General features: G+C 42.0%; 27 protein-coding genes and 1 pseudogene. 20 read left to right on the forward strand and 8 right to left on the reverse strand.

Going from position 1 to position 26,916, the window contains the following annotated elements; all coding sequences use genetic code 11:
* Positions 1-740: 740 nt before the first annotated feature.
* Complete coding sequence (locus C6W21_RS13755) at positions 741-1,391, reverse strand: FMN-dependent NADH-azoreductase (protein ID WP_106050813.1); 651 nt, start codon at positions 1,389-1,391, stop codon at positions 741-743.
* Between the two features lie 82 nt (positions 1,392-1,473).
* Between C6W21_RS13755 and C6W21_RS13760 the strand changes: the two genes are divergently transcribed.
* Entirely contained in the window at positions 1,474-2,406 is a 933-nt protein-coding gene (locus tag C6W21_RS13760) for a helix-turn-helix transcriptional regulator (protein WP_106050814.1), read from the forward strand.
* 81 nt (positions 2,407-2,487) lie between these two features.
* Here the strand turns inward: C6W21_RS13760 and C6W21_RS13765 are convergent, their stop codons facing one another.
* Complete coding sequence (locus tag C6W21_RS13765; RefSeq protein ID WP_106050815.1) at positions 2,488-3,693, reverse strand: DUF418 domain-containing protein; 1,206 nt, start codon at positions 3,691-3,693, stop codon at positions 2,488-2,490.
* A 252-nt stretch (positions 3,694-3,945) separates the two neighbouring features.
* Here C6W21_RS13765 and C6W21_RS13770 point away from each other — a divergent pair, with 252 nt between their 5' ends.
* The 8 genes from C6W21_RS13770 (at position 3,946) to C6W21_RS13805 (ending at position 11,699) form a co-directional block, all read left to right on the forward strand.
* Positions 3,946-4,641 (forward strand): response regulator transcription factor, encoded by a 696-nt coding sequence (locus tag C6W21_RS13770; RefSeq protein WP_106050816.1) that lies wholly within the window; start codon positions 3,946-3,948, stop codon positions 4,639-4,641.
* Positions 4,628-5,935, forward strand: a complete 1,308-nt coding sequence (locus C6W21_RS13775; protein WP_106056498.1) for a HAMP domain-containing sensor histidine kinase — start codon at positions 4,628-4,630, stop codon at positions 5,933-5,935. The genes C6W21_RS13770 and C6W21_RS13775 overlap by 14 nt, the downstream gene beginning before the upstream one ends.
* Positions 5,936-5,972: 37 nt before the next feature.
* On the forward strand, positions 5,973-6,401 hold the full coding sequence (gene psiE, locus C6W21_RS13780) for a phosphate-starvation-inducible protein PsiE (protein ID WP_106050818.1): 429 nt from the start codon (positions 5,973-5,975) through the stop codon (positions 6,399-6,401).
* Positions 6,402-6,757: 356 nt separating this feature from the next.
* Positions 6,758-7,297 carry a cupin domain-containing protein gene (locus tag C6W21_RS13785; RefSeq protein ID WP_106056575.1) on the forward strand — a complete coding sequence of 180 codons (540 nt, stop codon included), beginning with the start codon at positions 6,758-6,760 and terminating at the stop codon, positions 7,295-7,297.
* A 564-nt stretch (positions 7,298-7,861) separates the two neighbouring features.
* Complete coding sequence (locus C6W21_RS13790) at positions 7,862-8,818, forward strand: ABC transporter substrate-binding protein (RefSeq protein ID WP_106056500.1); 957 nt, start codon at positions 7,862-7,864, stop codon at positions 8,816-8,818.
* Positions 8,819-8,887: 69 nt separating this feature from the next.
* Positions 8,888-9,904 (forward strand): FecCD family ABC transporter permease, encoded by a 1,017-nt coding sequence (locus C6W21_RS13795; RefSeq protein WP_106056502.1) that lies wholly within the window; start codon positions 8,888-8,890, stop codon positions 9,902-9,904.
* A complete protein-coding gene (locus tag C6W21_RS13800; protein WP_106050821.1) occupies positions 9,897-10,934 on the forward strand; it encodes a FecCD family ABC transporter permease in 1,038 nt (345 codons plus the stop codon). The genes C6W21_RS13795 and C6W21_RS13800 overlap by 8 nt, the downstream gene beginning before the upstream one ends.
* Positions 10,935-10,955: 21 nt before the next feature.
* The gene (locus C6W21_RS13805) at positions 10,956-11,699 is read left to right on the forward strand and encodes an IucA/IucC family C-terminal-domain containing protein (protein WP_106056504.1); all 744 of its coding nucleotides are present in this window, start codon (positions 10,956-10,958) and stop codon (positions 11,697-11,699) included.
* Between the two features lie 15 nt (positions 11,700-11,714).
* Here C6W21_RS13805 and C6W21_RS13810 read toward each other — a convergent pair whose 3' ends face one another.
* The gene (locus C6W21_RS13810) at positions 11,715-12,593 is read right to left on the reverse strand and encodes an endonuclease I family protein (protein ID WP_106056506.1); all 879 of its coding nucleotides are present in this window, start codon (positions 12,591-12,593) and stop codon (positions 11,715-11,717) included.
* Between the two features lie 169 nt (positions 12,594-12,762).
* Between C6W21_RS13810 and C6W21_RS13815 the strand changes: the two genes are divergently transcribed.
* Both C6W21_RS13815 and C6W21_RS13820 read left to right on the forward strand, forming a co-directional pair.
* Positions 12,763-13,998 carry a pyridoxal-phosphate-dependent aminotransferase family protein gene (locus C6W21_RS13815; RefSeq protein ID WP_106056577.1) on the forward strand — a complete coding sequence of 412 codons (1,236 nt, stop codon included), beginning with the start codon at positions 12,763-12,765 and terminating at the stop codon, positions 13,996-13,998.
* Between the two features lie 159 nt (positions 13,999-14,157).
* On the forward strand, positions 14,158-15,348 hold the full coding sequence (locus C6W21_RS13820) for an MFS transporter (RefSeq protein ID WP_106056508.1): 1,191 nt from the start codon (positions 14,158-14,160) through the stop codon (positions 15,346-15,348).
* Positions 15,349-15,527: 179 nt separating this feature from the next.
* Here the strand turns inward: C6W21_RS13820 and C6W21_RS19065 are convergent.
* Both C6W21_RS19065 and C6W21_RS13830 read right to left on the reverse strand, forming a co-directional pair.
* A pseudogene (locus tag C6W21_RS19065) lies at positions 15,528-15,647 on the reverse strand (oxalate decarboxylase); the annotation flags it as partial.
* 64 nt (positions 15,648-15,711) lie between these two features.
* The gene (locus C6W21_RS13830) at positions 15,712-16,872 is read right to left on the reverse strand and encodes a PucR family transcriptional regulator (protein WP_106056512.1); all 1,161 of its coding nucleotides are present in this window, start codon (positions 16,870-16,872) and stop codon (positions 15,712-15,714) included.
* Between the two features lie 320 nt (positions 16,873-17,192).
* On the opposite strand from C6W21_RS13830, the gene C6W21_RS13835 reads away from it, so the two are divergent.
* The 4 genes from C6W21_RS13835 to yunB all read left to right on the forward strand — a co-directional run bounded on the left by C6W21_RS13835 (position 17,193) and on the right by yunB (position 20,694).
* Positions 17,193-18,044, forward strand: coding sequence for a DUF72 domain-containing protein (locus C6W21_RS13835; RefSeq protein WP_106050827.1), 852 nt, complete (start codon positions 17,193-17,195; stop codon positions 18,042-18,044).
* A gap of 63 nt (positions 18,045-18,107) precedes the next feature.
* Complete coding sequence (locus C6W21_RS13840) at positions 18,108-19,481, forward strand: bifunctional metallophosphatase/5'-nucleotidase (protein ID WP_106056514.1); 1,374 nt, start codon at positions 18,108-18,110, stop codon at positions 19,479-19,481.
* Between the two features lie 67 nt (positions 19,482-19,548).
* Complete coding sequence (locus tag C6W21_RS13845; protein ID WP_106056516.1) at positions 19,549-19,854, forward strand: YunC family protein; 306 nt, start codon at positions 19,549-19,551, stop codon at positions 19,852-19,854.
* A 75-nt stretch (positions 19,855-19,929) separates the two neighbouring features.
* The gene (gene yunB / locus C6W21_RS13850) at positions 19,930-20,694 is read left to right on the forward strand and encodes a sporulation protein YunB (protein ID WP_044140941.1); all 765 of its coding nucleotides are present in this window, start codon (positions 19,930-19,932) and stop codon (positions 20,692-20,694) included.
* A gap of 34 nt (positions 20,695-20,728) precedes the next feature.
* Here the strand turns inward: yunB and C6W21_RS13855 are convergent, their stop codons facing one another.
* Positions 20,729-21,673: a M23 family metallopeptidase gene (locus C6W21_RS13855; protein WP_411266037.1), complete on the reverse strand. Its 945-nt coding sequence runs from the start codon at positions 21,671-21,673 to the stop codon at positions 20,729-20,731.
* Positions 21,674-21,985: 312 nt separating this feature from the next.
* On the opposite strand from C6W21_RS13855, the gene lipA reads away from it, so the two are divergent.
* Complete coding sequence (gene lipA / locus C6W21_RS13860) at positions 21,986-22,897, forward strand: lipoyl synthase (protein ID WP_317615081.1); 912 nt, start codon at positions 21,986-21,988, stop codon at positions 22,895-22,897.
* 40 nt (positions 22,898-22,937) lie between these two features.
* Here lipA and C6W21_RS13865 read toward each other — a convergent pair whose 3' ends face one another.
* Positions 22,938-23,573 carry a YhcN/YlaJ family sporulation lipoprotein gene (locus tag C6W21_RS13865; RefSeq protein WP_106056520.1) on the reverse strand — a complete coding sequence of 212 codons (636 nt, stop codon included), beginning with the start codon at positions 23,571-23,573 and terminating at the stop codon, positions 22,938-22,940.
* Positions 23,574-23,693: 120 nt separating this feature from the next.
* Between C6W21_RS13865 and C6W21_RS13870 the strand changes: the two genes are divergently transcribed.
* From C6W21_RS13870 to C6W21_RS13880, 3 genes are read left to right on the forward strand one after another with little or no spacing between them, the layout of a single operon-like run.
* The gene (locus C6W21_RS13870) at positions 23,694-23,969 is read left to right on the forward strand and encodes a YutD family protein (protein ID WP_003213192.1); all 276 of its coding nucleotides are present in this window, start codon (positions 23,694-23,696) and stop codon (positions 23,967-23,969) included.
* Positions 23,970-23,988: 19 nt separating this feature from the next.
* Positions 23,989-24,423, forward strand: coding sequence for a DUF86 domain-containing protein (locus C6W21_RS13875; protein ID WP_106050832.1), 435 nt, complete (start codon positions 23,989-23,991; stop codon positions 24,421-24,423).
* 18 nt (positions 24,424-24,441) lie between these two features.
* Entirely contained in the window at positions 24,442-25,209 is a 768-nt protein-coding gene (locus C6W21_RS13880; RefSeq protein ID WP_106050985.1) for a TIGR01457 family HAD-type hydrolase, read from the forward strand.
* A 46-nt stretch (positions 25,210-25,255) separates the two neighbouring features.
* Here the strand turns inward: C6W21_RS13880 and C6W21_RS13885 are convergent, their stop codons facing one another.
* Complete coding sequence (locus C6W21_RS13885) at positions 25,256-25,756, reverse strand: phosphatidylglycerophosphatase A family protein (protein ID WP_106050833.1); 501 nt, start codon at positions 25,754-25,756, stop codon at positions 25,256-25,258.
* Between the two features lie 115 nt (positions 25,757-25,871).
* On the opposite strand from C6W21_RS13885, the gene yutH reads away from it, so the two are divergent.
* Positions 25,872-26,900 carry a spore coat putative kinase YutH gene (yutH, locus tag C6W21_RS13890; protein ID WP_106050834.1) on the forward strand — a complete coding sequence of 343 codons (1,029 nt, stop codon included), beginning with the start codon at positions 25,872-25,874 and terminating at the stop codon, positions 26,898-26,900.
* Positions 26,901-26,916 lie beyond the last annotated feature (16 nt).

Raw genomic sequence — 26,916 nt, forward strand, 5'->3', positions numbered from 1 at the left:
TCATTAACGGGATTTATACAAATCATTATAAATAAACAATATATTTATAATGGGATTATATATATATTAATATTCCTATTATCCTTAGCTCTTTCAATCACTATCCCTATACAAAATAAGAATAATAATTCGTCTACACAAAAGTGAAAGTAAACACAATGTAAAAACTTCATCCCTGTTATTGACATATCATCATACAGTCAAAGGTGCAGTTTATCAGGAGCATAATAATAAGCCTTTCGCATAGCGAGAGGTTTTTTAAATATATTCAATCGTACCGCAAGGGTGGTAAGTGGTGGGAGTATTCATAAAAACCCACCAAATGGCGGGCTACTTGAATAGTTTACCTAACAATTTTCCAGTCGTTTTCCCCGCAGCACGTCGCATGATACGCTTGCCTATAGTGTGCCCTTTTGAACGGCATTGACGTCACCCAGGTATTTTGATGTTTTATAAAGGAACGATCTTATTTTATTTATGTTCATGTATTTCACTTCCTTCATTTATATATATTTATGTGGGTATTCCCACAAAACACCCACAAACATATGACTGCTTATTATTTTATATGACGTAAAACTAATATAAACCGAAGGAATCACACCAACCAGAGAACGTATGTTTGTGTGTGATTCCCAAAAATAATTAAGTTCGAAATGGAAGGTTCAATCGGTTAATAATAAAAGACAAAAACGAGATATCAAACGTTTTTTGTCTTTTTGTTATTGAAAGAACATAGCTTATATCCCGCCATGCGAGTAAAACGCATCAAAGGCTTTAGACAAATCGTCAGCGGCAGATGTCAAGATCGCTTCTTGCTCTAAAATCGCTATTCCTTGTGCCCGGACAATATGAAATTGATGAAACCCCATCAAGTTTTGAAATATTTCTTTTAGGTAATGATGTGAAAATTCCAGAGGTGTATATCGATCGTTATTTGTGAAAATTGAGCCGCTTGCTTGAAGCAAAAGTACACGATAATCGTCAGTCATCAGACCAACTGAACCATCTTCTGTATATTTGAACGTTTCTCTAGCAATAAAGATATTATCTATATAATCTTTCATACGTGAAGTCACATTGAAATTATGAACAGGTGACACGATCACGATTCGATGATGTGCTTTGAATTGAGCCAATAAAGCAGATGAGGCAGCGGCGATTTTTTCTTCCGTAGCTGTTAATGTTTGTTCGGATGCTTGCTTATCCCAAATACGTAGCAGCTGTTCTTTTTCGATACGAGGAATTTCAGTTCCATATAAATGTAAAATTGTTGGCTGTTCATGAGGAAATCTTTCTTTAAACTGTTCTGAAAATAGTGTTTGCAGTTTGTTTGAATAACTTTCTCGATGAGTGAAATCTGGGTGCGCGTTAATGATTAATGTTTGCATGTACATGCTCCTTTTCTTTTGATAAGCTGAGTATAAATGATAAAGGTGACAAAAGAAGTCACCTTTTTAAGAGGGAAGGCAAATGAAAAAATCTGAACGATTAAACCAAGAACTTATTTTTTTAAGCGATAAACACTCTTTTCAGTTAAAGGATTTACAATCCGAATTTGGCATTTCTAAACGTACGGCTCTGAGAGATATGGAAGAGCTAGAGTCCATGGGCTTAGCTTTTTATGTTGAAAATGGAAGACATGGAGGATATCGACTCGTGAATCAATCTCCATTAGTTCCTATTTATTTCAATATAGATGAAGTTCAAGCCATCTTTTTCGCTCTTAAAGCCCTAGACTTGTTGTCAGCAACACCGTTTAAAAAATCTTACTCACAGATTCGTCAAAAACTGTTGGCCACAATGTCTGATGAGAGAAAATATATGATCACGGAGACTTTGGATGTCATTCATTATTATAATGTCGCGCCAGTGAGTGAACAAAATAACTTAGAATTGATTTTGCAGGCGATGATGGAAGATCAATTTGTGAATATAACCTATACTCAATATGAAAATAAATTGATTCGACTGCAATTCCTTGAGTTATTTTATCGGAATGGGATTTGGTTCGCTAAAGCATATGATGTTCAAAATAAAAAGTGGGGCATCTACAGATGTGATTTTATGACCGAAATGGTGATTGAAGAAGAATTCAGAGACACATTTACGAAGGAAGAGTTAAAAGCACTGCAACTTGAGTATGAAGAAACCTATCATGATATCTCATTTAAATGTCGATTAACGGAACAAGGAAAAGAAAAGTTTTTGAAGAATCATTACCCGAATATGAGATTGGAGATCATGGATGATACTCCTTATATTGTGGGTGGGTACAACCAAGAAGAATTATCGTATATGACTCACTATTTGATCTCATTTGGAAAACATGTGAAAATTGAATACCCAGATGAATTAAAAGAAAGTTATCTGAATCAATTGCAAGAAATGATCGACCAGTATTGAATCACAAAAAACTAACATACTACAGAAAAGGCGAACCACTAAAGTTCGCCTTTTTCTTACTCTTTTTAGCTGCCATGTCAGTTATTTCGCCGCATGGAATGTATTTGACTTTGGTTTGTCATGTACTTTTCCATAAGTCAGCTGACGCCAGATAAACTCCATCGGTCCGTACTTAAATCGCTTTAACCATAACGTACTGAAAAGCACAAGGAAGGCATATACTCCAATTCCAATGAAGAACGTGCCAGCCGGCTGAAGATGATCGACAAGCCCGGCTCCATACTTCAGAAATAGCATTGTCCCAATGATGGAGTGAAGCAAATAACAGGTCAGTGACATCCGTCCAACTTTGGTAAAGACCATCAAAGCACCTCGCAGCTGAGGAACGTGCAGAAAGAGCATCGCAAGTGTACTCATATAGAACATACTGCCCGTTAATCCACCATTTTGTTCAAGGGCAGAGGTCATGTCCATCCACAGTGTATTTTCAACAGGATTGACCGCTGCTATGATCGTACTGCTCTGTGTAATCATAAACGCGATTGTGAAAATGATCCAAATGCGATTCCAAATCGCTTTTTTCGCCTCCATGTTTTTGAAAAACTCCATTTTCACAAAATACACACCAAGCAAAAACATGAGGAACATAGAATAGATGATAGAAAATGAACCAGAAGCCATTGTGACCATATCTGTCCACCGATCACCAATAGATGCTAGATAAGTCAGGCTGTTGTGGCTGGCCAACTCGAAATCAGCAAAAACCGGCTTGCCTGATGATACTGTATTAATGTTATTGAACAGCATCGCGAAAAAAGGAGTGAGCAATTGTATGACAAAGAGTGTGATCAGCCAGTATAGGATGGTTTTAGCTGTACGTTTGTAAAAGAAAAGCAATAAAAAGCCAGCGGCAGCATAATGGGTGAAAATATCACCAATCCAAACAAAGGTGACATGCAGAAGGCCAATTCCTAAGAGAATGGTTAACCTGCGTGCAAACAGCTTGTTTGGGCTGTCCACCTTCTGAGCAGCTCGATCCATAAAAATCATAAAGCCAACCCCGAATAGGAAGGAAAACAGCGTAATGAATTTTCCTGAGGCGAACCAATTCACCAAGTTGTGAAAAACATCATTTGCTTCCATATCGAACCCCTTCGCCGAATCCACGATCAAAAAGTAATTGACGAGAATAATCCCCATTAAGGCAAATCCCCGTACAATGTCTAAGAAATGAACCCGATCCCGCAGACTCATCGGTTGTCCGTGTGCTACTTTGTTTGCATTCATATCCATGCTCCTTTTCTTGTTATGATAAATGTAATTCGGATCAACACATCGATCCTTACAATGATTCAATATACGACCCAATTCTTAACAATTTATGAAGATCCAATTTTTTGAAAATGAATGTGACAAATTGATGGCAGATGGTCATATTCATAAACTGTTAAGATTTATGCTGTATCTTTTCACATAGCTAGATGATATATAGTAAAGACATAAAAAAAAGTACATCACGTATCATGAGGTGAGAGAGATATGAACCATCGAATATTAGTCGTAGAAGATGATCAGGATATTGGAGACCTTTTGCAGGAATCCCTTACACGCGCAGGATATGAGGTACTAAGAGCGATGAATGGCGAGCAAGCATTGAAGCTTGTGAACGATTCGCTCGATTTGGTGATTTTGGATGTGATGATGCCAGGTATTTCAGGCATCGAAACGTGCCAGCAGATGAGAGCGTCTTCTAACGTCCCGATTCTATTTCTGACAGCCAAATCAAGTACATTCGATAAAACCGAAGGCTTACTCGCCGGCGGAGATGATTATATGACAAAGCCTTTTTCAGAAAAGGAGCTTCATGCTAGAGTGATTGCACAATTACGCAGGTACACCGTCTATCAGGAAAAGAAGGAGCAGGAAGAGACCTTTCTTGTTGGGGGCAAGCTGAGGGTGAGTGAAGAATTTAATGAAGTGTGGAAAGAAAGTCAGCAAATCAAGCTGTCTGAATTAGAATATCGTATGTTGAAGCTGCTCATGAGCAGGCGAAACAAAATCTTTTCAGCCCAAAATATTTATGAGAGCGTGTGGGGACAGCCTTATTTCTATTGTTCCAACAATACGGTGATGGTGCATATTCGAAAGCTGCGTGCCAAAATTGAAGATGATCCAGCTCGTCCTGTATATATCAAAACGGAATGGGGAAGAGGATACCGATTTGGCACATCGTAAATATACACTAGCCAAAAAGCTGGCACTGCTGATTTTGACAGCTACGGTCGTGAGTGGACTTGTCTTTTTGACGCTGCAAAAGATCACCAATGACCTAATTGACGGATATTTGAGTTCGGACGAGTATTACGAGGAGGAGTCAGGCAGGTATATTGAAAAATTCAGCCGCTATGTGTCTGAGAATGAGCTGTCTTCAACAGATCGAAAAGCCTTTGGTCAGTGGGTGAAAAAAGAGAATTACATTAATTTGACCATCTTCAAGGATGAAGTGCTGCAATATGACTCCATCTATTCCGCTGCTGATGAATCGGCGTACGGAAAAGAAAAGGTGACCCAGTACGCTGAGCATCATTCGTATCCGGTTCAGTTAAGCGATGGTGAAGGCCTGGTCATGGTGGATGGTTTCTATTCATCTCGTTACCACGATCTTGCCTTTACACTCGAGCTGCTCGGGGCGACGTTTATTTTTCTCATCATTGTTCTTCTTGGCATTCGCAAAAGTCTTCGCTACCTGCAAACGATTCATCAAGAGATTCATATTCTTGAAGGCGGTGAACTGGACTATGAGATGACGGTGAAAGGGCACGATGAATTAGCCATGATTGCCAAAAGTATTGAGGATCTTCGAAAAGCTTTTCTGGACAAGCTTCAAGCCATCGACGAGCTGCAAGAAGAGAGCCGCAGTCTCGTTACCGAAATGTCACATGATATGAGGACACCGCTGACGTCGCTGATAATGAATTTGGAGTTTGCGAAAAAAGAGGAGGCTGGAGCGGATACCCACAAAGATCAATATATAACCAATGCGTATGGAAAAGCATTGCAGTTGAAAAATCTGTCTGATAATCTGTTTGCCTATTTTCTACTTGATAAAGAACATGAACCTGAGCTTGAGACCGTTGCAGTCAAAGAGGTCATTTACGATCTCTTATCAGATCAGGTGGCGATCTTGCAGCAAGAGAAATTCAAGGTTCATCTTTTAGGAGAGATGCCCGACAGCTATATCAACGTGAATGTCGAGGAGCTTGGCCGAGTGTTTGATAATTTGATGTCCAACTTACTTAAATACGCCGATCCCAAAAAAGACATCAATCTCACGTTTTTATCCGATCAAGAAATCTTTGAGATTCATGTCAGTAATGCGATAAAAGAGACAGGTGACACGCAGGAAAGCACTGGATTTGGTGAACGAAGCATAAAACGAATGATGTCCCGCATGCACGGGCAGTTTGAAAGGATGGAAAAGAACGCTGTTTACTACATCGTGTTGCGTTTCTGGCACATCAAAATATAGATGACAAATGAATAACATGGAATGGAGAGACAATCTAATGAAACGATTCAACAACTTCCAAAAGGTACCCGATCTCTTGCAAGGCCTTCTGAATATCTGTCTATTCTTTCTAGCCATTGCATTAAGCGTCCTCTTAATTAGTGAAACTTGGTATATTGTCCAATTCGTCTACAAAACTTTGTTTAACAAAGGAGAAAGCTATTATGGGATGCTTGGAGAACTGCTGATCTTCTTTATGTATTTTGAGTTTATTGCCTTAATTATTAAATACTTTAAATCAAACTTTCATTTTCCGCTTCGCTACTTTATTTATATCGGCATCACAGCTGTCATCCGTTTGATTATCATCGATCATGAAGAGGCTGTATCGACGTTCTGGTGGGCGCTGGCCATTCTTGCCATGACCTGTGCACTCTTTATCGCCAGTAAGCGACATGCGGTTCAGGAGCAAGAGGAAATGAAGTGAGGGAAGAGGGATATTCAAAACGCTTGATTAATGAGGTTTTCGTTTTCCATTCAATAGCTTCTGCCTAGTTTTATGGCTTTTTGAATAGCATTAATAAATTAACTGGCACACGATAAAAATCAACATAATTTGGTGCATATTGATGAAATACATGTTTATTCCCTTTTCAACCATCAACATATCTTATTCATTGTAGGTTATGTCGCTGTGCAAGTTTTTTGTTCTTGTTGCACTTATTCGCTATAAGTGAAGGGTTTGTCTCTCTTTTTATCATCATGATTTTCATGTAACCGGAGTACAATTCCTTACCCATTGCATAGGATGGTTTTATATCAAGGTGAAGGGATTGATTGAAAATGTACTATAATCCTTATTTTAATCCATATGAATATCCTTATTATGTAAGTGTGCATCCTGGTTACTGGAATTTCCCTCATGAAAGAAGGCTTGAAAACTTTAACGTTGATGGAAAAAGACGGTTAAAAGATTATGGCACACAACCATTTGTCATCAATATCAATGAAGCAACAAAGCAAAATCATACTTATCGTACTGCCTTATGGACAGGAACACATTTGCAAACCACTTTAATGAGTATTGGCGTTGGTGAAGATATAGGGTTGGAAATGCATCCTGACCTTGATCAATTCTTAAGAATTGAACAAGGTCATGGGATTGTCCAAATGGGAAAAAGTAAACATAATTTAAATTTCTATAGAAATGTGTATGATGATTCTGCCATATTTATACCAGCTGGAACATGGCATAACCTAACTAATAGAGGGAATATTCCGTTAAAACTTTATTCGATATATGCACCTCCTAATCATCCATTTGGGACTGTCCATGTAACCAAAAAAGACGCCATAGCTTCGGAAGAAAGTCATGGTCATTGAAATAGAATTTAGTTATTTTTGACAAGATGTTAGATGAGAATGAGTGGATGCAGTGCACTGAATTTGAAGGACTGGAGGATATTAAAAGGGGGATTACACTATACACACATTCTTCAAGAATTTTTCCTAATAGGAAGTTCTTATAGGAAAAGACTATACTCCTGAAAAAGCATATGAAACGTACAGGAGAATCGAAACTTTTTCAACAAAGATAGTATCACTCATTAAAGAAACACCGATAAAAAGAGATGCTGTGAAATACATCCCAGCATTTCTTGTCGGTGTTTTTTTAATTTATTGCTGATACTTTAGCCAACATAAGCATAGAGTTCAAAGCTTTCTTTAAAAAATCATTTCACTCCATCGCAGAAAGAAAAAGAAGGCGGTAAAAAAGATGAAAGAATTGTGTTTTCCTATAATATGTCATGATGTGATGAGGCGATGATCAGTTGTTATTTTTATATTTTACATTGACACCATCCTTTTCTATGATAAAATCATAGTGTGATAATGAGAATCGTTATCAAACGATATGACTACATATAGAATGGATAGGTGAGGTACATGTTCAAAAAATCTTTTTGGTCGTTGCTAGTTGTGCTCTCCATCGTTTTACTTGCAGCTTGCGGGAACAATAGCAGTGAAGGCAAGTCAGCTAGTAAAGAAAAAACAAGAACCGTTGAAAGCGCTATCGGTTCAACTGACAATATTAAGGATAAACCAAAGCGTATTGTGACGCTGTACCAAGGAGCAACCGATGCAGCAGTCGCTATGGGCATTAAACCAGTGGGTGTTGTTGAATCATGGCTTGAAGCACCTACGTATAAATATTTAAGAGATGACTTAAAGGATGTTAAAATTGTTGGGCAGGAAACACAGCCAAACTTAGAGGAAATTGAAAAGCTCAAGCCTGATTTGATCATTGCATCAAAAGTTCGCCACGAGCAAATTTTTGATCAGCTGCAAGAAATCGCTCCAACTGTTGCAACAGAAACAGTGTTCACATTTAAAGATACAGTGAAATTAATGGGTGAAGCGTTAAACCAGCAAGACAAATCAAAAGATTTGCTGACGAAGTGGGATGACCGCGTCGCTGATTTCAAAGAAAAAGCGAAAAAAGACATCAAAAACTGGCCAATGAGTGTGTCTGTGGTGAACTTCCGTGCAGATCATGCTAGAATCTATCAAACTGGATTCGCAGGGTCGATTTTAACAGAGCTAGGCTTTGAAGGACCTAAGAATGTCAAAGATAAAAAGCAAGACATCATTACACTTACAGACAAAGAGAGCATTCCACAAATGGATGCAGATGTGATCTATTACTTCATGGATGATCAGGATAAAGCGGTTGAAAAAGCATATAAAGAGTGGACAAGTCATCCTTTATGGAAGCAGCTTGACGCAGTGAAAGCGAAACAAGTGCATAAAGTCGATGAAATCACTTGGAACATGGGAGGCGGTATTATCGCTGCAAACATGATGCTTGATGATATTGAAGATCGTCTAGGAATTGATAAATAAGGATAGCAGAGGAGAAAATGTGAAAACCATTTTCTCCTTTTTCCATAACAGATTGAAAGCGGGAATCAGATGAGAAGTTTATTAAAAAAGGATTCTAGCAAGGCGTTGCTGTTTGCTGGATTCGTCGTATTGATGTTGGTCTTTTTTATACTCAGCATTTCTCTTGGGCAAACCTCGATTTCCCTCAAAGCCACCATCCATGCGTTTCTTCATTTTGATGAATCGGATCCAAACAGTGTCATTGTCATGACATCCAGATTATCAAGAGCTTTAATCGCAACGGTTGTTGGATCAAGTCTAGCCATTTCAGGCGCACTGATGCAGGCATTAACGAGAAATCCGCTTGCGGCGCCAGATTTGTTAGGCATTAATGCAGGTGGACTATTTTTTATCGTCATTTCAATTGTTTTCTTTTCAACAGAGTCGTTAACAGGCTATATGTGGACTGCCTTTTTAGGTGCTGCGATTGCAGGGATGCTCGTTTTTCTCTTGGGCTCCATTGGAAGAGATGGATTGACACCGGTCAAAATTGTCCTTGCAGGTGCGGCGATATCTGCACTGTTTGCGTCCTTTACACAAGGTCTTTTAATCGTGAATGAACAGTCGATTCAAAGCATCCTGTTCTGGATGGCGGGTTCAGTGTCTGGAAGAAGCATTGATATGCTGCTGCCTGTTTTGCCTTATATTTTAGGTGCAACAGTTGTGGCGCTGCTTCTTGGACGCTCCATCAATGTCCTTTTGTCAGGAGATGATATTGCGAAGGGACTTGGCCAGCGTACGCTGCTGCTGAAAATCACGATGGGGGTACTCGTTGTCTTCTTAGCGGGTGGTTCCGTCGCTGTTGCAGGATCGATTGGGTTTGTTGGTTTTCTAGTGCCGCATATTGTGAAAAAGCTTGTCGGACCTGATCACCGCTGGGTACTGCCGTATTGTGCCGTTGTGGGGGCGTCGCTTTTACTTGTCGCAGACCTTGCGGCTCGTTTTCTGATCATGCCGCAGGAAGTGCCGATCGGTGTCATGACGGCGGTATCAGGAGCGCCTCTATTTGTTTATCTCGTGCGCAAGGGGTTGAAGACAGGTGGCTAAAACATATACAGTGCGCTCAAAGGGCGGGCGCATTTCATTTCAATTTTCAAAGCGGACGTTTTTGATTTTACTTTTATTGACGGCCATTGCTTTTGGGTTATTTATTCTCAGTCTCTGTATGGGCAGCCGGTTTATTCAGCCGATGGATGTGCTGCTTCATTTAATCGGTCAGGGAGAGGGAAACACCTTTGTGCTAAATACGCTGAGGATTCCAAGAACACTGCTGGCTGTCTTAGTGGGGGCCGCGCTTGCGGTATCAGGGCTTATTTTGCAAGGATTAATCCGCAACCCGCTTGCATCGCCTGACATCATTGGGATTACGAGTGGTGCTTCGTTTGGTGCGATTATGTTTATTGTCTTTTGGATGGGCACTGTGCCTATTGCGTATCAATCCTTATGGGCGATTGCAGGGGCTTTTGCCGTATCGTGCCTCATTTATTTGCTTTCATGGAAAAAAGGGGTCAAGCCGATCACACTTGTCCTAATGGGAATTGGGATTTCTGCCATTATGAAGGCGTGTGTGACATTTACTCTTGTTCTTAGTGATACGATGACAACGACAAAGTCATATATTTGGCTGACGGGCAGTTTATATGGTTCTACGATGAAGGACGTCACGTCGATGCTTCCTTGGGTCATGATCATTTTACCGATTGTCATGATGTTAGCAAGAACGATGAATGTGAAGGAGCTTGGAGATGATCTCGCAACAGGTCTCGGGGTAAAAGTGCAGGCAAAACGGTTATTCTTTCTGCTGATGAGTGTGACATTGGCGGGGATTGCTGTTGCCTTTGCAGGCGGCATTGAATTTGTTGGACTGATGGCGCCGCATGTCGCACGGATGATCATCGGCCGTTCCTTTATTGCACTGGTGCCGGCATCTGCGCTTGTTGGAAGTATTCTCGTGATGCTGGCAGATTTAGTAGCTAGAACGGCTTTTCTACCGTTAGATGTACCAGCAGGTGTATTCACGGCTGCAATTGGTGCACCGTTCTTTATTTATTTGTTATACCAGCAGCGAAATCGATAAATGAAAGATGGAGGTTTTGATATGAGGCCAGAGTGGGTTGAGAGAGAATTACTTGATTTCGGGGTACACATCACAAATGGACCAATGACATCTGATCGCACACTTGCTGCGCTTTTTTCAGAAGCATCTGTTCTGCGTTTATTAGAGGCTGAAAAAGAAGCCATGCATGCACCGAATGTGGCGGTAGCAGCGTCGATGTTTTCAAAGCGTTATGCCTACTTAGCCGTCAGTTCCTCTTTGTACATGATGACGCTGTATGACGGTGTCTATCAGTTTCCACCGGAGGCATGTGCCTTTAGAGAGGATCGGAAAATTGAAATTGATGAGTCATTGTGTTCGTTTATTCCATTAGAAGGAGATCGGCATGAATGGAGAGAGCAGGTTGTGCATGCGCTGTTTAAGGAGTGTGTCACACCTCTTTTAGATGTGCTGAAGCGCACTTCAAGACTTCCGTATTCTATTTTATGGGAGAATGTAGCGGTTCGTATCAATTCTCTTTATCGCAGCATGATGCGGGAGGCCGAAGAGCCTGCGGTGAAGCAGCGTGTGCGAGAGGATTATCTGTATCTGAAGCAAGCGGCTGGTGATGTATTCGGAGCAAAACAAAATCCATTTCAAAACAGCTTAAACTTAGATGACAGCTTATTAGAAACATCCAACCGAAAGACCTGCTGTATGTATTATAAGCTCGAGAAAAAATCGGAGAGTCTCGATTATTGTCTTGTCTGTCCGCTTGAAAAAAAGAAAGGCACTGCTTGCTCGTAGCAGTGCCTTTCTTTTTTATTCCCAAATCGCGCTTGCCCATTCTGGGTGATCGATAAAGGGATTGCGGTTGTTCTGATACGTTTCATAAATGATCTCGTTGCGGTTCTGTTCGATTTGATCGACTGGATCTTGTTTGTGCCACTTGAGAAGTACGGACATTTTGCCGTGAAGAGGGGCGCTTCCATTATTCACTTTGTCGTTCAATTCTAAATCTGGAAAGCGGTCATCGCCCTCGTACCGCACCGCCATATAAAAGAGCATTCTTGCCACATCCCCTTTCACGCGGCTATGAGGTTCGAATGAGTCGCTATCGTAGAAGTTGCCCGGTGCTCCCTTGTATTCATTTCCGCCCAGATCAAAATCTAAATTTCCTCGTGTGCTATTCGTTTGCACGTCTGTTGCCCGCAGATGATGGAGATCTGTACCGGGGCCTTGGCTTGTCCCAAAATTGCCGTGCGACTTAGCCCAGACATGCTCCCGGTTCCACTGGCCAACATTTCCGCCATTCGCTTGTTTTGAGCGGGAGACACCGCTATAGAGCAAGAGCACATTGCTTGGATTCTTTGGATCTTCATCTGTTTTCTTTAAGGCATCCCAAACCTGGCTGTAGGATAGCTGCTTATGATCATCAATAATATCGTGTAAAGCTTTCTTAAGAGCGGGTCCTGATTTGCCATTAGCAGATTGATAATAGGAATCGATTTGACTTGTAGCGGCTGTTTTCGCTTGTTGTGTAGATGTTTCGTTTTGAAGCTGTAACGGGGAAAATGTGATGGTTTGGCTCGGTTCATTCAGAGTAAAGCTTTGAGCATTCGCAGCTTGCGGCAGCGGGGCGGCTAACGTACCGAATATCATGATTCCGGCAGCTACAGTTCCAAATAAGGTTCTCTTCATTCGATTTCCTCCTTGATAGGGAATGTATTCTCTTTATTTCTATCATATTGTCAGAAAGAAATAAATGGATTTATCGTAAATTTTATGTAATGGATTCATAGGAAAAGAGATTGCTATTTTATCAGCATTACTGTATAAGTGGGCATATAGGATGACAGCAAGGGAAAGGATGGATCACGTGAAAGAACTGCAAATACCTTCGAGAACGATTATGACACCAGGACCTGTTGAAGTAGACCCGCGAGTGCTCCGTGTGATGAGTACGCCAATTCTCGGTCAATTTGATCCAGCATTTACACATATCATGAATGAAACGATGACCTTATTGCGGTCGCTTTTCCAAACAGAAAATGAATGGGCTTTTCCGATTGACGGCACATCTCGTTCAGGGATTGAAGCTGTGCTTGCCAGTGTCATTGAGCCGGGTGATTCGATGCTTGTGCCTGTCTTTGGCCGATTCGGTCATCTTCTCATTGAAATCGGACAGCGCTACGGTGCTGAGGTACATACAATGGAATGTGAATGGGGAACGGTTTTTAATCCTAGCGATATCATTCAGGAAATGAAACAGGTCAAGCCTAAAATTGTTGCGATGGTCCATGGTGAAACATCCACTGGGCGGTTGCAGCCGCTTGAGAAAATTGGTGAAGCATGCCGAGAACTCGATGCACTGTTCATTGTAGACGCTGTAGCAACCATTGGCGGGGTCCAGGTGAAAGTGGATGAATGGAAGATTGATGCGGCGATTGGCGGTACGCAGAAGTGCTTGTCTGTTCCATCAGGCATGTCACCTATCACGTATAATGAACGGGTTGCAGCTGTCGTTGAATCGAGAAAGAAAGTGGAAAAGGGAATTGCGACACAGGATGAATTGCAGGAGCAAATGGATATTTCTCCAATTAAAAGCAATTACTTTGATCTCAGCCAGCTCCAGGATTATTGGAGTCCGAGGCGGTTAAATCATCATACAGAAGCGACAACGATGCTCTATGCACTTCGAGAAGGGGTTCGTGTTTTGCTGGAAGAAGGTCTGTCTGAGCGTTTTCAAAGGCACGCATATCACGAGAAAGCCTTGATGAAGGGCCTTGAAGCGATGGGACTTGAATTGTTCGGTGATCCACATTGTAAAATGCCGGTTGTGACATGTATTGAGATTCCAAGTGGTATTGATGGAGAAGCGGTACGTGCCGATCTGCTGAAGCATTTTGGCATTGAAATCGCCAGCTCCTTTGGACCGCTAGCCGGACGTATATGGAGAATTGGCACAATGGGCTATAGCTGCCGAAAAGAAAACGTGCTGTTTGTGTTAGCAGGGCTGGAAGCGATTCTAATCAAATACGGTGCATCCATTCATTGTGGAGCAGGGCTTCAGGCGGCTCTTTCTATCTATGAACAAGATGAATAAAGTCATACGGATACTCGCTATTTGCGGGTATTTTTTATTTGGAAAAGAAAACTAAATTTTGAAAAACTAGACTTATAGACAGTGATATCGCTATACTGAAGAAGTTCTGATCATTTTTGTCATCATTTTCATTTATTTTGCAGAAAGAGGTTTTTTGATATGAAGAAAATGGGCAGATTATACATTTTGATGCTCAATATTTTTATTGCCATGCTTGGCTTTGGCCTCATTGTCCCTGTCATGCCAAGTTACATTGAAGCCTTTGGCGCAACAGGAAAAACACTCGGTTTTCTTGTGGCTGCAACAGGTCTTACACAGTTTGCTTTATCGCCGGTTGCAGGCGCACTGACCGATCGATTTGGACGTAGAAAATTGATCATTGCCGGGATTGCCGGCTTTACCATTGCCCAGTTTATTTTTGCATTTGCTGATCAGCTTTGGATGCTGTTTGTATCACGTTTTTTAGGCGGTGCGGCCGGAGCTTTACTCATGCCAGCCATGTTTGCATACATTGCTGATATCACAAGTGAGAAGGACCGAGGGAAAGGAATGGGGCTATTTAGTGCAGCAATGACGTTAGGCTTTGTTATTGGACCAGGCGTAGGCGGCTATTTGGTCGAGTATGGAATCGCTTTTCCTTTTCTCATCGCAGGTTCCTTTGCAGCTCTTTCTACCCTGTTATCCATCCTGTTTTTACCTGAAACTTTAACAAAGGAAAAGCAGGAAGAAGCGCGGTTAAACAAAGACATTCATTTCAACCCTTTTGTACAAATGATGCAAGCTTTAAAGACATCCTACGGTTTTTTGTTTATATTGGCGTTTGTCCTCAATTTTGGCATCATTCACTTTGAATCGATTTTCGGCTTATATGTAGACCAAAAACATGGATTTACACCGAAGGATATTGCGTTTGTGATTACGGTTGCGGGTCTTGCTGGCGTGCTTGTCCAAGGTGCGTTAGTGAATGCCTGTGTGAAACGATTTGGTGAAATGAGAGTCGTGCGTTATGCACTGCTAGGGGCGGCTTTGATGCTCGTCGTCTGCCGTTTTGCGCCGTCCTTTTGGCTGATCTTTACAGGCTCTATTTTATTTTTGTCGGCTACTTCATTTGTTCGGCCAGCTCTTAATACATTGCTGTCCAAAATGGCAGGTAATCAGCAAGGGGTAGCAGGCGGTCTTAATACATCTTTTATGAGTCTTGCCAATATCGTCGGTCCGAGTCTTGCGGGCATCTTATTTGATGTGAATATTGAGTTTCCTTTTATGCTCGGTACACTGGTGCTTTGCATAAGCTTCATTGCATCCATCGTGTGGGGGAAAAAAGTACAGCATACTTCGGCAGTCTCTTAAAATTTGTTTATAAAAAACCGATCAGTACGGCTTGATCGGTTTTTTGATGCGCATCATCTTTCATATTTCACGACAGGTGATTTTTCTTTATGAAGCGCACGAATCATGGCATCATCTACATGTAAATGTTCTTTCAATAATTGAGGAGGGGTTAAGGCCATCCACTGATTCAACGAAATAGGCGGTACAAGCATATCCGGGTTCTCGATATCTCGAAGGACGTCCCGCGGGCATAGATCGGTGGCACCAGCACCATCCTCTCGAATGGGCTGCGGGATGTGACGCAGCTCATCATCCATTTATCATCCCTCCTCGTGTCTCATTTTTCTCCTCCAAACTATATGAAACTTCGGAAGAAAACATTCAATCAGGATGGGGTGAGAGAAGCATCTGAATACGTAATGCTAAGCGCAGCCTTAATGTGGCTTCAGGGTCTTTTAAGCTGATTCGAAGCAGGTCCTCACACTTCTCCAATCGATAAATGACCGTGTTGCGATGAATAGACAAACGTTTCGCTGTTTCTGAAATATGGCAATGCGTTTCTAAATAGACAGATAAGGTGTGGAGGAGATTTTGTCCAGCTTCATATAACGGGTGAAGGTGCAGCTGGTGAAACGTGACTAAATCCTTTTTTGGAATGAGCTTCAGTAAATCGGGTACATCCTTTGCCTGATAGAACTGGATATATTCCGGCTGCGAAGAGAGATGTCCAGCTTGAAGAGCCTCTAATGCTTCACTGTAGCCCTCAGACAGATGGGTGATGCGACAACTAGTCAAGCTTACTCCAAAGGAAATGGTGTGATTCACTTGTATGCTAACAAGCATCTGCAACTGTTTCAAAAAAGAGAGGAGTCTGTCACTCATCTCTGACCAACTGCCTGTCTCTTCCATTAATACAATGCCCATATCACCTTTGACAAACAGATAGGAAGGGAAAGGAGAGCTTGGAAGTGCGCTGTCAAGCAGATCAATGACTTGATCTAATATCAGCTGCTGCTTCAAAAAATGAGTGGTCTCATGACACTGATCAAGCTGATAGATCATACATAAATAGCTGTTATCTATGTTTAATCCAAACGCCTTCGCAATGTATGCAGCGTCTTGCTGAGAATACGATGCCCCCTCTATCCATCTGCGAAACCCTTCATTTCTGGCACGCTTGGCCGTTTGCTGGGCAGTATATTGTCTCATTCGTGCGATCGAGATTTCGTTTACTGCTTGTTCAATGATGACTTGCAGTGCTTCATTGTGCGGAGAAATGAAGGAAGGGATGACCACATACTCACATGTTTGTTCGGTTAGATCAATCGGAAAGACGGAAAAGGGTTGCTTTGCATATATCATCGAAAAATAATGGGGTGTCCTGCTTTGGAAAAAGGGGAGAATGCGAACCCAATCTGGGCTCGTGATCATCGCGTTTGATGTGCAGAGAATACGTCCATGCTGGTTACACAAAAAGACAGGCTTGTGAATCCTTTCGGCGATTTTTTGCAATACTTCAAACTGGTTATCGTCTATGTTCATATCCACTAAGTCTCCTTTATTGAGAACTAAAGCTCTTGGTGAAGATGAATAAATAAATGGACAATCGCTGTTAACTTCTCTGATATGCATTTTATGTTATCAGCTCAAATCGTTTTAGATAGAAAGTTGTCAACTAATATAACAAACAAACAGAGTTCATGATAAAATCACGCACCATCAGTCATCTTCATTCAGAATTACGGGCAAATATGATATGTTGTAGACAGAAGAATTTCTTTCAGAAATATGGGGATCACAAGAGAAAAAGGCTTTCATGTGAAGAAGCCGTCTATACATGAGAGTGGCAAGAGGTGAGAAACATGATTTATATCGGATTAACTGGCTGGGGAGATCATGACAGTCTTTATCCGCCGAAAATCGGCAGCGCTCAAAAGCTGTTTCACTATTCGTCAACGTTTCCCATTGTGGAGCTGGATGCCAGCTTTTATGCAGTTCAGCCTGAACGTAATCATGAAAAGTGGATAAAGGATACGCCAGATGCCTTTCAATTTGTCGTGAAAGCATATCAAGGAATGACTGGTCATCAGAGGGGCGAAATTCCGTTTGCTTCGAAGGAAGATATGTTTGACGCATTTATTCTTTCATTGACTCCGCTCATTCGTGAAGGGAAACTTGCCATGGTTCTGTTTCAATTTCCACCATGGTTTGATTGCAAAAAAGAGCACGTCCACTATTTAAGATGGTGTAAAGAGAAGATGGGTGATATTCCGTGTGCTCTCGAATTCCGTAACCGCACATGGTTCTCAGATGAATTTTATGAGCAGACCTTGTCCTTTATGGAAAAAGAAGGATGGATTCATTCTGTTTGTGATGAGCCGCAAGTTGGAGAAGGCTCCATTCCGCCAATCATACAAGCTACACACCGTGATAAAACATTGGTCCGTTTTCACGGAAGAAATAAACAGGGCTGGCTTCACCCAGCAGACCATGAGAATTGGCGTGAAGTGCGATACTTATATTTATATAATGAAGCTGAATTAAAAGAATGGAAAAAGAATCTCGACATCCTGCATCAACAATCGAAAGATGTCTATGTCGTGTTTAATAATAACTCCGGCGGAGATGCAGCAGCGAATGGCCAGCAGATGATTGATTTGTTGGATATTACGTATTCAAGCCTTTCTCCGAAGCAGTTAGATTTATTTAGTTAAATGAGAGCTGCGGCTTTCAACCTGAATGAGACGGTTCAGTGACAACTTGAGGGAGAGATCAACATGCTGCAGAAGCTATGGTTATATCATACAAACGATTTGCACAGCCACTTTGAGAACTGGCCAAAAATCGCAGCTTATATTGAAGAAAAGCGTCAAGTTCACGATCAGATGCTCTTGTTTGATATTGGCGACCATATGGACCGAGTGAACCTCGTGTCAGAAGCTGATTATGGAAAGGTAAACGTCAAGCTCCTCAATCAGCTTGGCTATGACGGGGTCACGATTGGGAATAATGAAGGTATTACGCTGCCTCATGATCAGCTGGATCAATTGTACGAGCATGCACAATTTCCAGTGGTCCTGTCTAATTTATTTGAGAAAGGCAAAAGGCCATCGTGGGCAAAGCCCTATCATATGATCAAAATGGAAAACGGACTAAAAATATGTCTCTTAGGCGTGACCATTGCGTATACACCCGTCTATGAAAAGCTGGGCTGGGAGATTACAGATCCGTTTGACAGCATACGGGGCATGCTGCAGGAAGTGAAGGAACAGGCGGATGTCATTGTGCTCTTATCCCATCTTGGTATCATCCATGATCGGGAGGTCGCCCGTGATTTTCCTGACATCGACATCATCCTAGGCTCACACACGCATCATTTGTTAGAGCAGGGTGAAATGGATAACGGGGTGCTGCTTGCATGCGCTGAAAAGTATGGGCATTATATTGGCTGTGTCGAGCTGACCATTGACACAGTGAGCAAAGAGCTGATCGAGAAAAAAGCGACAGTACAGTCAGTGGATCAGCTGATCAGTGAATCAGATGAAGCCATCACTACCTTACAGCAAGCAGAGAGAAGAGCGAAAGCCCTCATGCAGGAGAAAGTAACAGCGATTGAATCAAGGCTAGAAACGAAGTGGTTTGATGAATCCCCGCTTCCGCAGCTCTTAACAGATGCCATTAAAGATTGGTGCGGGGCAGATATCGGTATGATGAATGCAGGTATGGTGCTTGATTCATTAGAGGCAGGAATCGTGACAAGAGAAGAAGTCCACCGAATCTGCCCGCATCCCATTAATCCCATTCGGGTGACGCTTACCGGTCAACAGCTCATCGAAACCGTTCGGCGTGCCTATGAAGAAAAAATGGAACAGCTGCGCATCAAGGGCTTCGGCTTTAGAGGCGAGCTGATGGGGAAAATGCTGTTTAGCGGCCTCACCTATACAGTAGAAGAAGGCGAAACCAAACGAGTAAAGGATGTCTTTGTACATGATCAATTGATCAAAAAGGACGCTTTCTATACGGTTGGCACAGTCGATATGTATACATTAGGCTCTCTATTTCCTCATATCCGTGACCATGAACACATTGAATATTTCATGCCGGAATTTTTACGTGATGTTCTGACATGGCGCTTGAAGGAAGCAACCTGAAATCCGCTTCAGCCTAACAACACTCGCCCTCTTGTCACATAGATTGTGTTGAGAGGAGTGAAGGGATTTGGTGAATTTAACACCTATTAAAATTGATGGCCATTCCTTTACAGCCATCACCGTCAAGCTGCCGAAAACGAATTTCATGGCAGTGACAAATGAATATGGGTATATTATGTGCGGTGCACTGGATGTCGGGCTCTTAAATGAAAAGCTTGCAGATAGAGGAATTATTGCAGGGAGAGCAGTTGGTGTGAGAACCATTGAGCAATTGCTTGATGCCCCTTTAGAATCCGTGACATATGCCGCAGAAGCGCTAGGCATTACAGCTGGAACGATTGGAAGAGACGCCTTATTAAAAATGGTGAAATAAAATGGAGAGATGATTCCTATCCCCCCGCCTGTCTGCATACACTTGTAGTGGAGAAGGGGGGATTTTTTATTGAGAATGAACCGCCGCTATCGCCCCTATAAAAAGGGCCCTTTGCCATTTCGATACGTCATGCTGCTTGCCATCTTATTCTTTGTACTCTCAACCGTCATTAGTCTATTTTTTATTAACCGTTCAATTAAACCAACCCTGATTCACATTGCTGAACTAGAAACAGAGCGTATCGCCAATCATCTGATCCAATATTCCGTTCAAGATTTTGCAGAAGATCAGGAGAATATGAAGGATATGGTGGTCATGAATACAAGTGAGAACGGAAAAGTGACGACCATCGATTTTAATGCGCAAGCAACATCGAAAGCAATGGCTGACCTGTCACGTCATCTTCAAAAAAATTTAGAGGACATTGAAAAGGGGAACTTTCAAAAAGAGGCCAAAGAAGCATTAAAGGATCAAACAGATGGACATGATGGCATTATATATAACATTCCACTTGGGCAAGCGTCCGGAAATGCACTTATCGCCAACCTAGGACCAAAAGTACCTGTCCGCTTTAGTGTCATTGGTGACCCGCATACAGACGTTGAAAAAAACATTAAGCCTTATGGCATCAACAATGCCTTAATTGATATTAGTGTTCTGATCGAGGTCAAGGTGAGAGTCATTATCCCGTTTGCATCTGAAACAATCGTGGTCAAAAACTCAGTTCCCGTCTCCATACAAGCCGTACAAGGAGACGTACCAGATTATTACAACGGCAGTGGAACAAACTCAGGTGCCCCATCGATTGTTCTCCCAGAGAAAAAGGAGAAGAAAGAATAATGAAAAACAGCCCAAGGAATGATTGGGCTGTTTTCTATTTGCGTTTCCGCTCAGCCCTTTCCCACGCCCTTAAATGAGGATATGGATCAAAAGACCATTCGGTTCTGCCGTTGTCTTTATACATGCCATAGTGAAGATGCGGCGGGAATTTTCCGGCTGTGCCTGGGGGACCATAACCGGAGCTTCCGACAGAGCCAATGACCTGTCCGGGTTCAACAATTTGACCTGTTTTGAGTCCTTTTGCAAAGCCATTTAAATGAGCGAAGTAATGATAATGATTATGAATATCTCGAATACCAATCCGCCAGCCGCCAAAGCGGTTCCAGCCTTTCATTTCAATCACGCCATACGATGTCGCACGAACGGGAAGTCCATAATGGGCAAATAAATCCGTGCCCTCATGAATTCTTCTGCCTCCAAACCCTCTCGCATCTCCCCATGTGCTCCGGTAGCTGTAGTCAGCTCCAACCGGAAGAGGGAAAGCATGCTTTCCGAGGTCAAGATGGCCGTAGTGCTGAAATAGCTTCATAAAAGATGAAATGATTCCAACGGTTTGATCTCGTCCATAATATTCCCATAAAGCAATTTTTAATTGATCAATGCTGCTGCCGTAAAGAAGCAAATATTGAGTAAACGTGTATAATACATCCTCATCGTCATCGCTGTTCGCTTTTCCATCCCCGTTTCCATCAAGTCCAATTCCGTCAAACACTTTAATGCTTAAAGGAGAGGTATCCTGCTTATTTGGGTTTTCAGGGCCGATCCACATTTCCCAGGGAATGTAGATACCAATGACGCCTTTTTGTTTCGGTAAATCTCTTCTGCTTTTTCGAATATTGTGCTCATACTGATCAACCGCAGCAAGCACATACCATGGAACTTGTGTCGTGATGGCGACTTTTTCGTATAGTGCCATTCGCTGCTTCAGTTCATCTAGCTGCTTGCCTTCCCCTTGTGCATGAACAGGTAAAGGGAGCATTGAAAGAGCGATCATGATGGCTAAAACCACTTTCACAAACGTCCATCTCCTTTCATCAAGCATCGTCTTCTACCGTTTAGTGTGGTTAGATCACCCTATTTCATAAGAAGAAAATGTTAGTAATTTTCATCTGATTTTTTTAGGAGGCTTTTGGGTATTTTTGCAGCTCATTCCCTTGTTGTTCAATCTGTACTATGTTAAAGTGTCTAAAGAAAAGGCTTTAGGCCGAAGATTCAATTTTTTGCAGCTTCTTAGCTGCATCCATCGTATATAGCAGGAAGATTTTTGTAGATGCACCTTTAACGAACTCATATGGAGATGATGGAATTGGCAAAGAAGGAAGAGCACGTAAGAAAACCGGACTGGCTTAAAATTAAGCTGAATACGAATGAAAACTATACTGGTTTGAAGAAAATGATGCGGGAAAACAACCTGAATACCGTTTGTGAGGAAGCAAAATGTCCGAATATTCACGAATGCTGGGCAGTGAGAAGAACCGCTACATTTATGATCCTTGGATCTGTTTGTACGCGCGCATGCCGTTTCTGTGCGGTGAAAACTGGACTTCCAACTGAGCTTGACCTGCAAGAGCCGGAACGCGTGGCAGATTCAGTGGCTTTGATGAACTTAAAGCATGCTGTGATAACAGCGGTTGCAAGGGATGATCAGAAGGATGGCGGAGCAGGTGTGTTTGCTGAAACCGTTCGTGCCATTAGAAGAAAAAGCCCATTCACGACAATTGAAGTTCTCCCTTCAGACATGGGTGGCAATTACGATAATTTGAAGACGTTAATGGACACACGTCCTGACATTTTAAATCACAATATTGAAACAGTTCGCAGATTAACGCCAAGGGTTCGTGCACGTGCTACATATGATCGTTCATTAGAATTCTTGCGCCGTGCGAAAGAAATGCAGCCCGATATTCCAACGAAATCAAGCATTATGATTGGACTAGGTGAAACGAAGGAAGAAATCATTGAAGTCATGGATGATCTTCTTGCGAGCAACGTGGATATTATGGCGATTGGTCAGTATTTACAACCTTCGAAAAAGCATTTGAAAGTTCAAAAATACTACCATCCGGATGAGTTTGCAGAGCTGAAGGAAATTGCGATGTCAAAAGGCTTTAGCCATTGTGAAGCTGGGCCGCTTGTGCGCTCTTCCTATCATGCAGATGAACAAGTAAACGAAGCGTCTAAAAAGCGTCAGGCGCAAGCATAACAAAGAAAACGCCAGAGCACTTCTGGCGTTTTTTCTCGTATTAATTTTGGCCGTAAGGAGCGTTTCTTCTCATGGTACGATCGGAATTCGTCATGCCATTTGCATCTTCTTCCGTAGAAATTTCTCCACCTTGTGGGGAATATTTCATTTGTTGAATCGTTTTGGTTAAAATTTGATCAAAATCACGTGAATTGGTTTGAAGACGTGAAAAATTGGCAATGGATTGAAAGTGCTCTGGATTATCAGAGACGTATACATGATAATAACGAGGGAGAACAGAAACCGCCGTTTTCTTTACTTGATCGGCAGATTCATCCCGGTTTTTGTTTCCTGTTTGATACACAATCAGTGCATCCTCATCTGTCACAAGTGTGGCTGCATCTTTGATGTTTGGGAGCTGCACAGTTAAACTTGTAATGACGTGGGCAAGATGCTCGCGATTTAAAGCAGGTGTTCTTTCTTTCTGATCCGTTACTTGCTGGCGCTGATAACGAACATACCCTGCTCTGTTTGTGTCTGCTTCTGGCATATTGGAATTATTTCCTTCATGACGATCCGATAGACGGATGGTTTTACTTGGTGAATCCTGATCCACTTGCCGGTTCATACCTGATTGAAAGCCGCACCCGCCTAAAAGCATGCTGAGGAGAATCGCGGCTGTCAGTTGTTTCTTCATAAATGTGACCTCCTTTTTTCTTTAGCTTCGGCTAAAACGGAAAAAACATGCTTTAGCAATTGATGGAGTTCTTCCAATGAATTATCATTAAAGATGGATCGTTTAAAAAGAGGTGAGAAGATGATCGTCATTCAGAATGCTACTTTTGATCTTGTAAGAGATATTAAAGACGGTTTTGATGAAGAAGCGTTTAAAGCAAGGTACTCAGATATTTTAAATAAGTATGATTATATTGTGGGGGACTGGGGCTACAATCAGCTGAGACTGAAGGGGTTCTTTGATGACCAAAACCAAAAGGCCACATTTGATACAAAAATCAGCACACTCGATGAATACATTTATGAATACTGTAATTTTGGCTGTGCCTATTTTGTCTTAAAACGAATCAGAAAATAACGCAAAGGGGAGCGTCATGATGTATTTCGTAGACAGAAAAAAGATTGAAGAGACATTACGTTTTTTCGAGGAGCAATATGAATTGATGCGCAGTCATCAAACATGGACAAGTCCATTAGAGAAAAAAGCGCTGGAACGAATTGTTCATTTGCTCGTCGAATGTATTCTTGATACGGGAAATGACATGATTGATGGCTTTATTATGCGTGATCCAGGAAGCTATGATGACATCATGGATATTCTTGTTGATGAAAAGGTTGTACCAGAAGAGGAAGGCAGTCAGCTGAAAAAGCTTGTCTCGTGTCGTAAAACACTTGTGCAGCAATACCAGGAAGTGGTTCATCACGACTTGCTGCAGGTAATCAGCGAGGTTGAGCATGCGCTACATGTTTTCCCAAACCGCATCCGTACCTACTTGGAGCAGGAGCTTGGCCCAGTATCAGCGTTTAAATAATCCATTGGAGTTGTGAGCATCATGAAATACAAAGGCTATTTAATTGATTTAGACGGAACCATGTATAAAGGAACAGAAAAGATCGAAGAAGCAGGTCAATTTGTTCATAAGTTAAATGAGCTAAACATTCCCTACTTGTTTGTCACGAATAACTCGTCACGCACGCCAAAGCAGGTAGCGGAAAAACTTGTTTCATTCGATATCCCAGCAACTGAAGAACAAGTCTTTACAACAAGTATGGCGACGGCTAATTATATTGCTGAACAAAAGAAAGACGCGTCTGTTTACGTCATCGGTGAAGAAGGAATCAAGCAGGCCATTGAAGAAAAAGGGCTGACGTTTGGTCAGGAAAACGCTGATTTCGTTGTTGTTGGAATTGACCGCGACATTACATATGAAAAATTCGCAGTCGGTGCGATTGCCATCCGTCAAGGCGCACAATTTGTCTCAACAAATGGAGACATCGCCATTCCAACAGAAAGAGGGCTTCTGCCAGGGAACGGCTCGTTAACATCTGTATTGACCGTCACCACTACGGTCCAGCCAACATTTATCGGGAAGCCAGAATCGATTATCATGGAACAAGCGATGAGGGTGCTCGGGACCGATGTGTCTGAGACGCTCATGGTGGGTGATAACTATGATACGGATATTATGGCAGGGATGAATGCAGGAATGGACACATTACTCGTTCATACAGGCGTGACAACAAAAGAGTTGCTTCAGAAGTATGACAAACAGCCAACCTATGTCATTGATTCATTATCCGAGTGGATTGAGCGATGATCATAAAAAAAGAGGACAAGCGTTACGCGCGCGTCCTCTTTTTTGCTTATTCCGCATTTCTCGTACTATGTGCAAGCCTGCTTGATGCTGCAGCAGCAATGGCGCCGACAATGTCATCTAAAAAGGTGTGGCACTTGCCTGTGGATTTATCATTGAGTTTCCCGAGAATCCCTGGTTTTTCTTTATCGATATATCCGTAATTCGTAAAGCCGATCGAACCATAAATATTGACGATAGCAAAGGAGAGAATTTCATCAACTCCATACAGGCTTTCGTCAGTTTCTAAAATGGACTGAAGCGGCTCGGTCAGTTTTTTTTGCTCGGCTAGTACGTCTAGTTCGACGCCTGTTAATATCGCATTTTGGACTTCTCGTTTTGCGATGACGCGCTCCACATTGTGGATGCATTCTGTCATGTCTAAGCCAGGATGATATTTTTCCTGTAAAAAGTAGACAAGGTCAGCTATATCTTGAATGGATACGCCTCGTTCTTGTAAACGGCGTCTTGCTGTTTTTTCTACTTCGTTCATCTCATGATGATGCGGCATATATTCCTCACCCAATCCTTGTAATTTGTCCACAACGTGGTAAAAAGCTTCGGATAGTAAATAGTATTCATAAATCATTCAACCTGCGACTACGATATGATAAGAGATCGATCATATGAACGCAGGTGAAAACATGAAAGAAACCATTTATCACACATTTGGTATTGATGTGCGTCAGTTTATGCCATATGGCAGTTATCAGAGCTTTCAAACGTCGGAGGCTCTCTTCATCATTGTTCCTGTGTCTCATTTGCGAGAAGAAGAACTCACAGAGCTGTATCATATCAGTCAGTATTTACTGAATGCCGGAGACCCATACGTCGCTGTGTTTGAATTAACAAATGAAGAGAAGCCCATCTTTACTCATGGAAAGGATCTGTATGCTTTATTAAAGGCAGCACCGCCGATCTCAAGCCGCTCATTTCAACAGGCGTCAGAGCTAGCGGCCTTTCATGTCAGGGGAAGAGGATTTCCATATGAGGTATCCGAAACAAAACGTGTGGGAGCCTGGAAGGAATTGTGGGCAAAACGGTTAGATCAGCTTGAAGGCTTTTGGATGCAGCAAATGCACCAAAAACCACTAGAACAGTTTGAAAAAAAATTCATCGAATCCTTTCCGTATTATCTTGGATTAACGGAAAACGCCATTCAATATTTAGTGGATACTGAGCTTGATGATGAACCGAAAGAATGTGACTCGGGCACTGTCTGCCACCAGCGTTTTTCGCGGAGGACTTGGCCGCATGAGCAGCCGCTTCGTTTACCTGTAGATTGGGTTTTTGATCATCCGACCCGGGATATTGCCGAATATTTAAGAGAAACCTTTGTCCAGCATAAGGAAGATTTAATTGAAGAGGGCTTCTCCTTTCTTCAGCAATATGAGCAGGTCACCCCTCTTTCTTCCTTTTCTAAGCGTTTGTTATACAGCCGCTTGTTGTTCCCGCTTCATTATTTTGAAATTGTGGAAGGCTACTACATGTCGGGAGAAAATGAAAAATCATATTATGAAGAACGGCTAGATTACGTCTTAAATGATGCCAATCGCTATGAATACTTTCTAAAGGTCTTTCAAGAAATGAGTGCCATGCGAAGCGGCGGGAGCCTCATTCCGGCTGTTGGCTGGATCACAGGTCCACTGATTTGAAGTTTCAGTGAACAGA

It is taken from the genome of Bacillus sp. NMCN1, assembly GCF_002998085.1.
In the GTDB taxonomy this organism is placed as follows: Bacteria; Bacillota; Bacilli; order Bacillales; family Bacillaceae; genus Bacillus.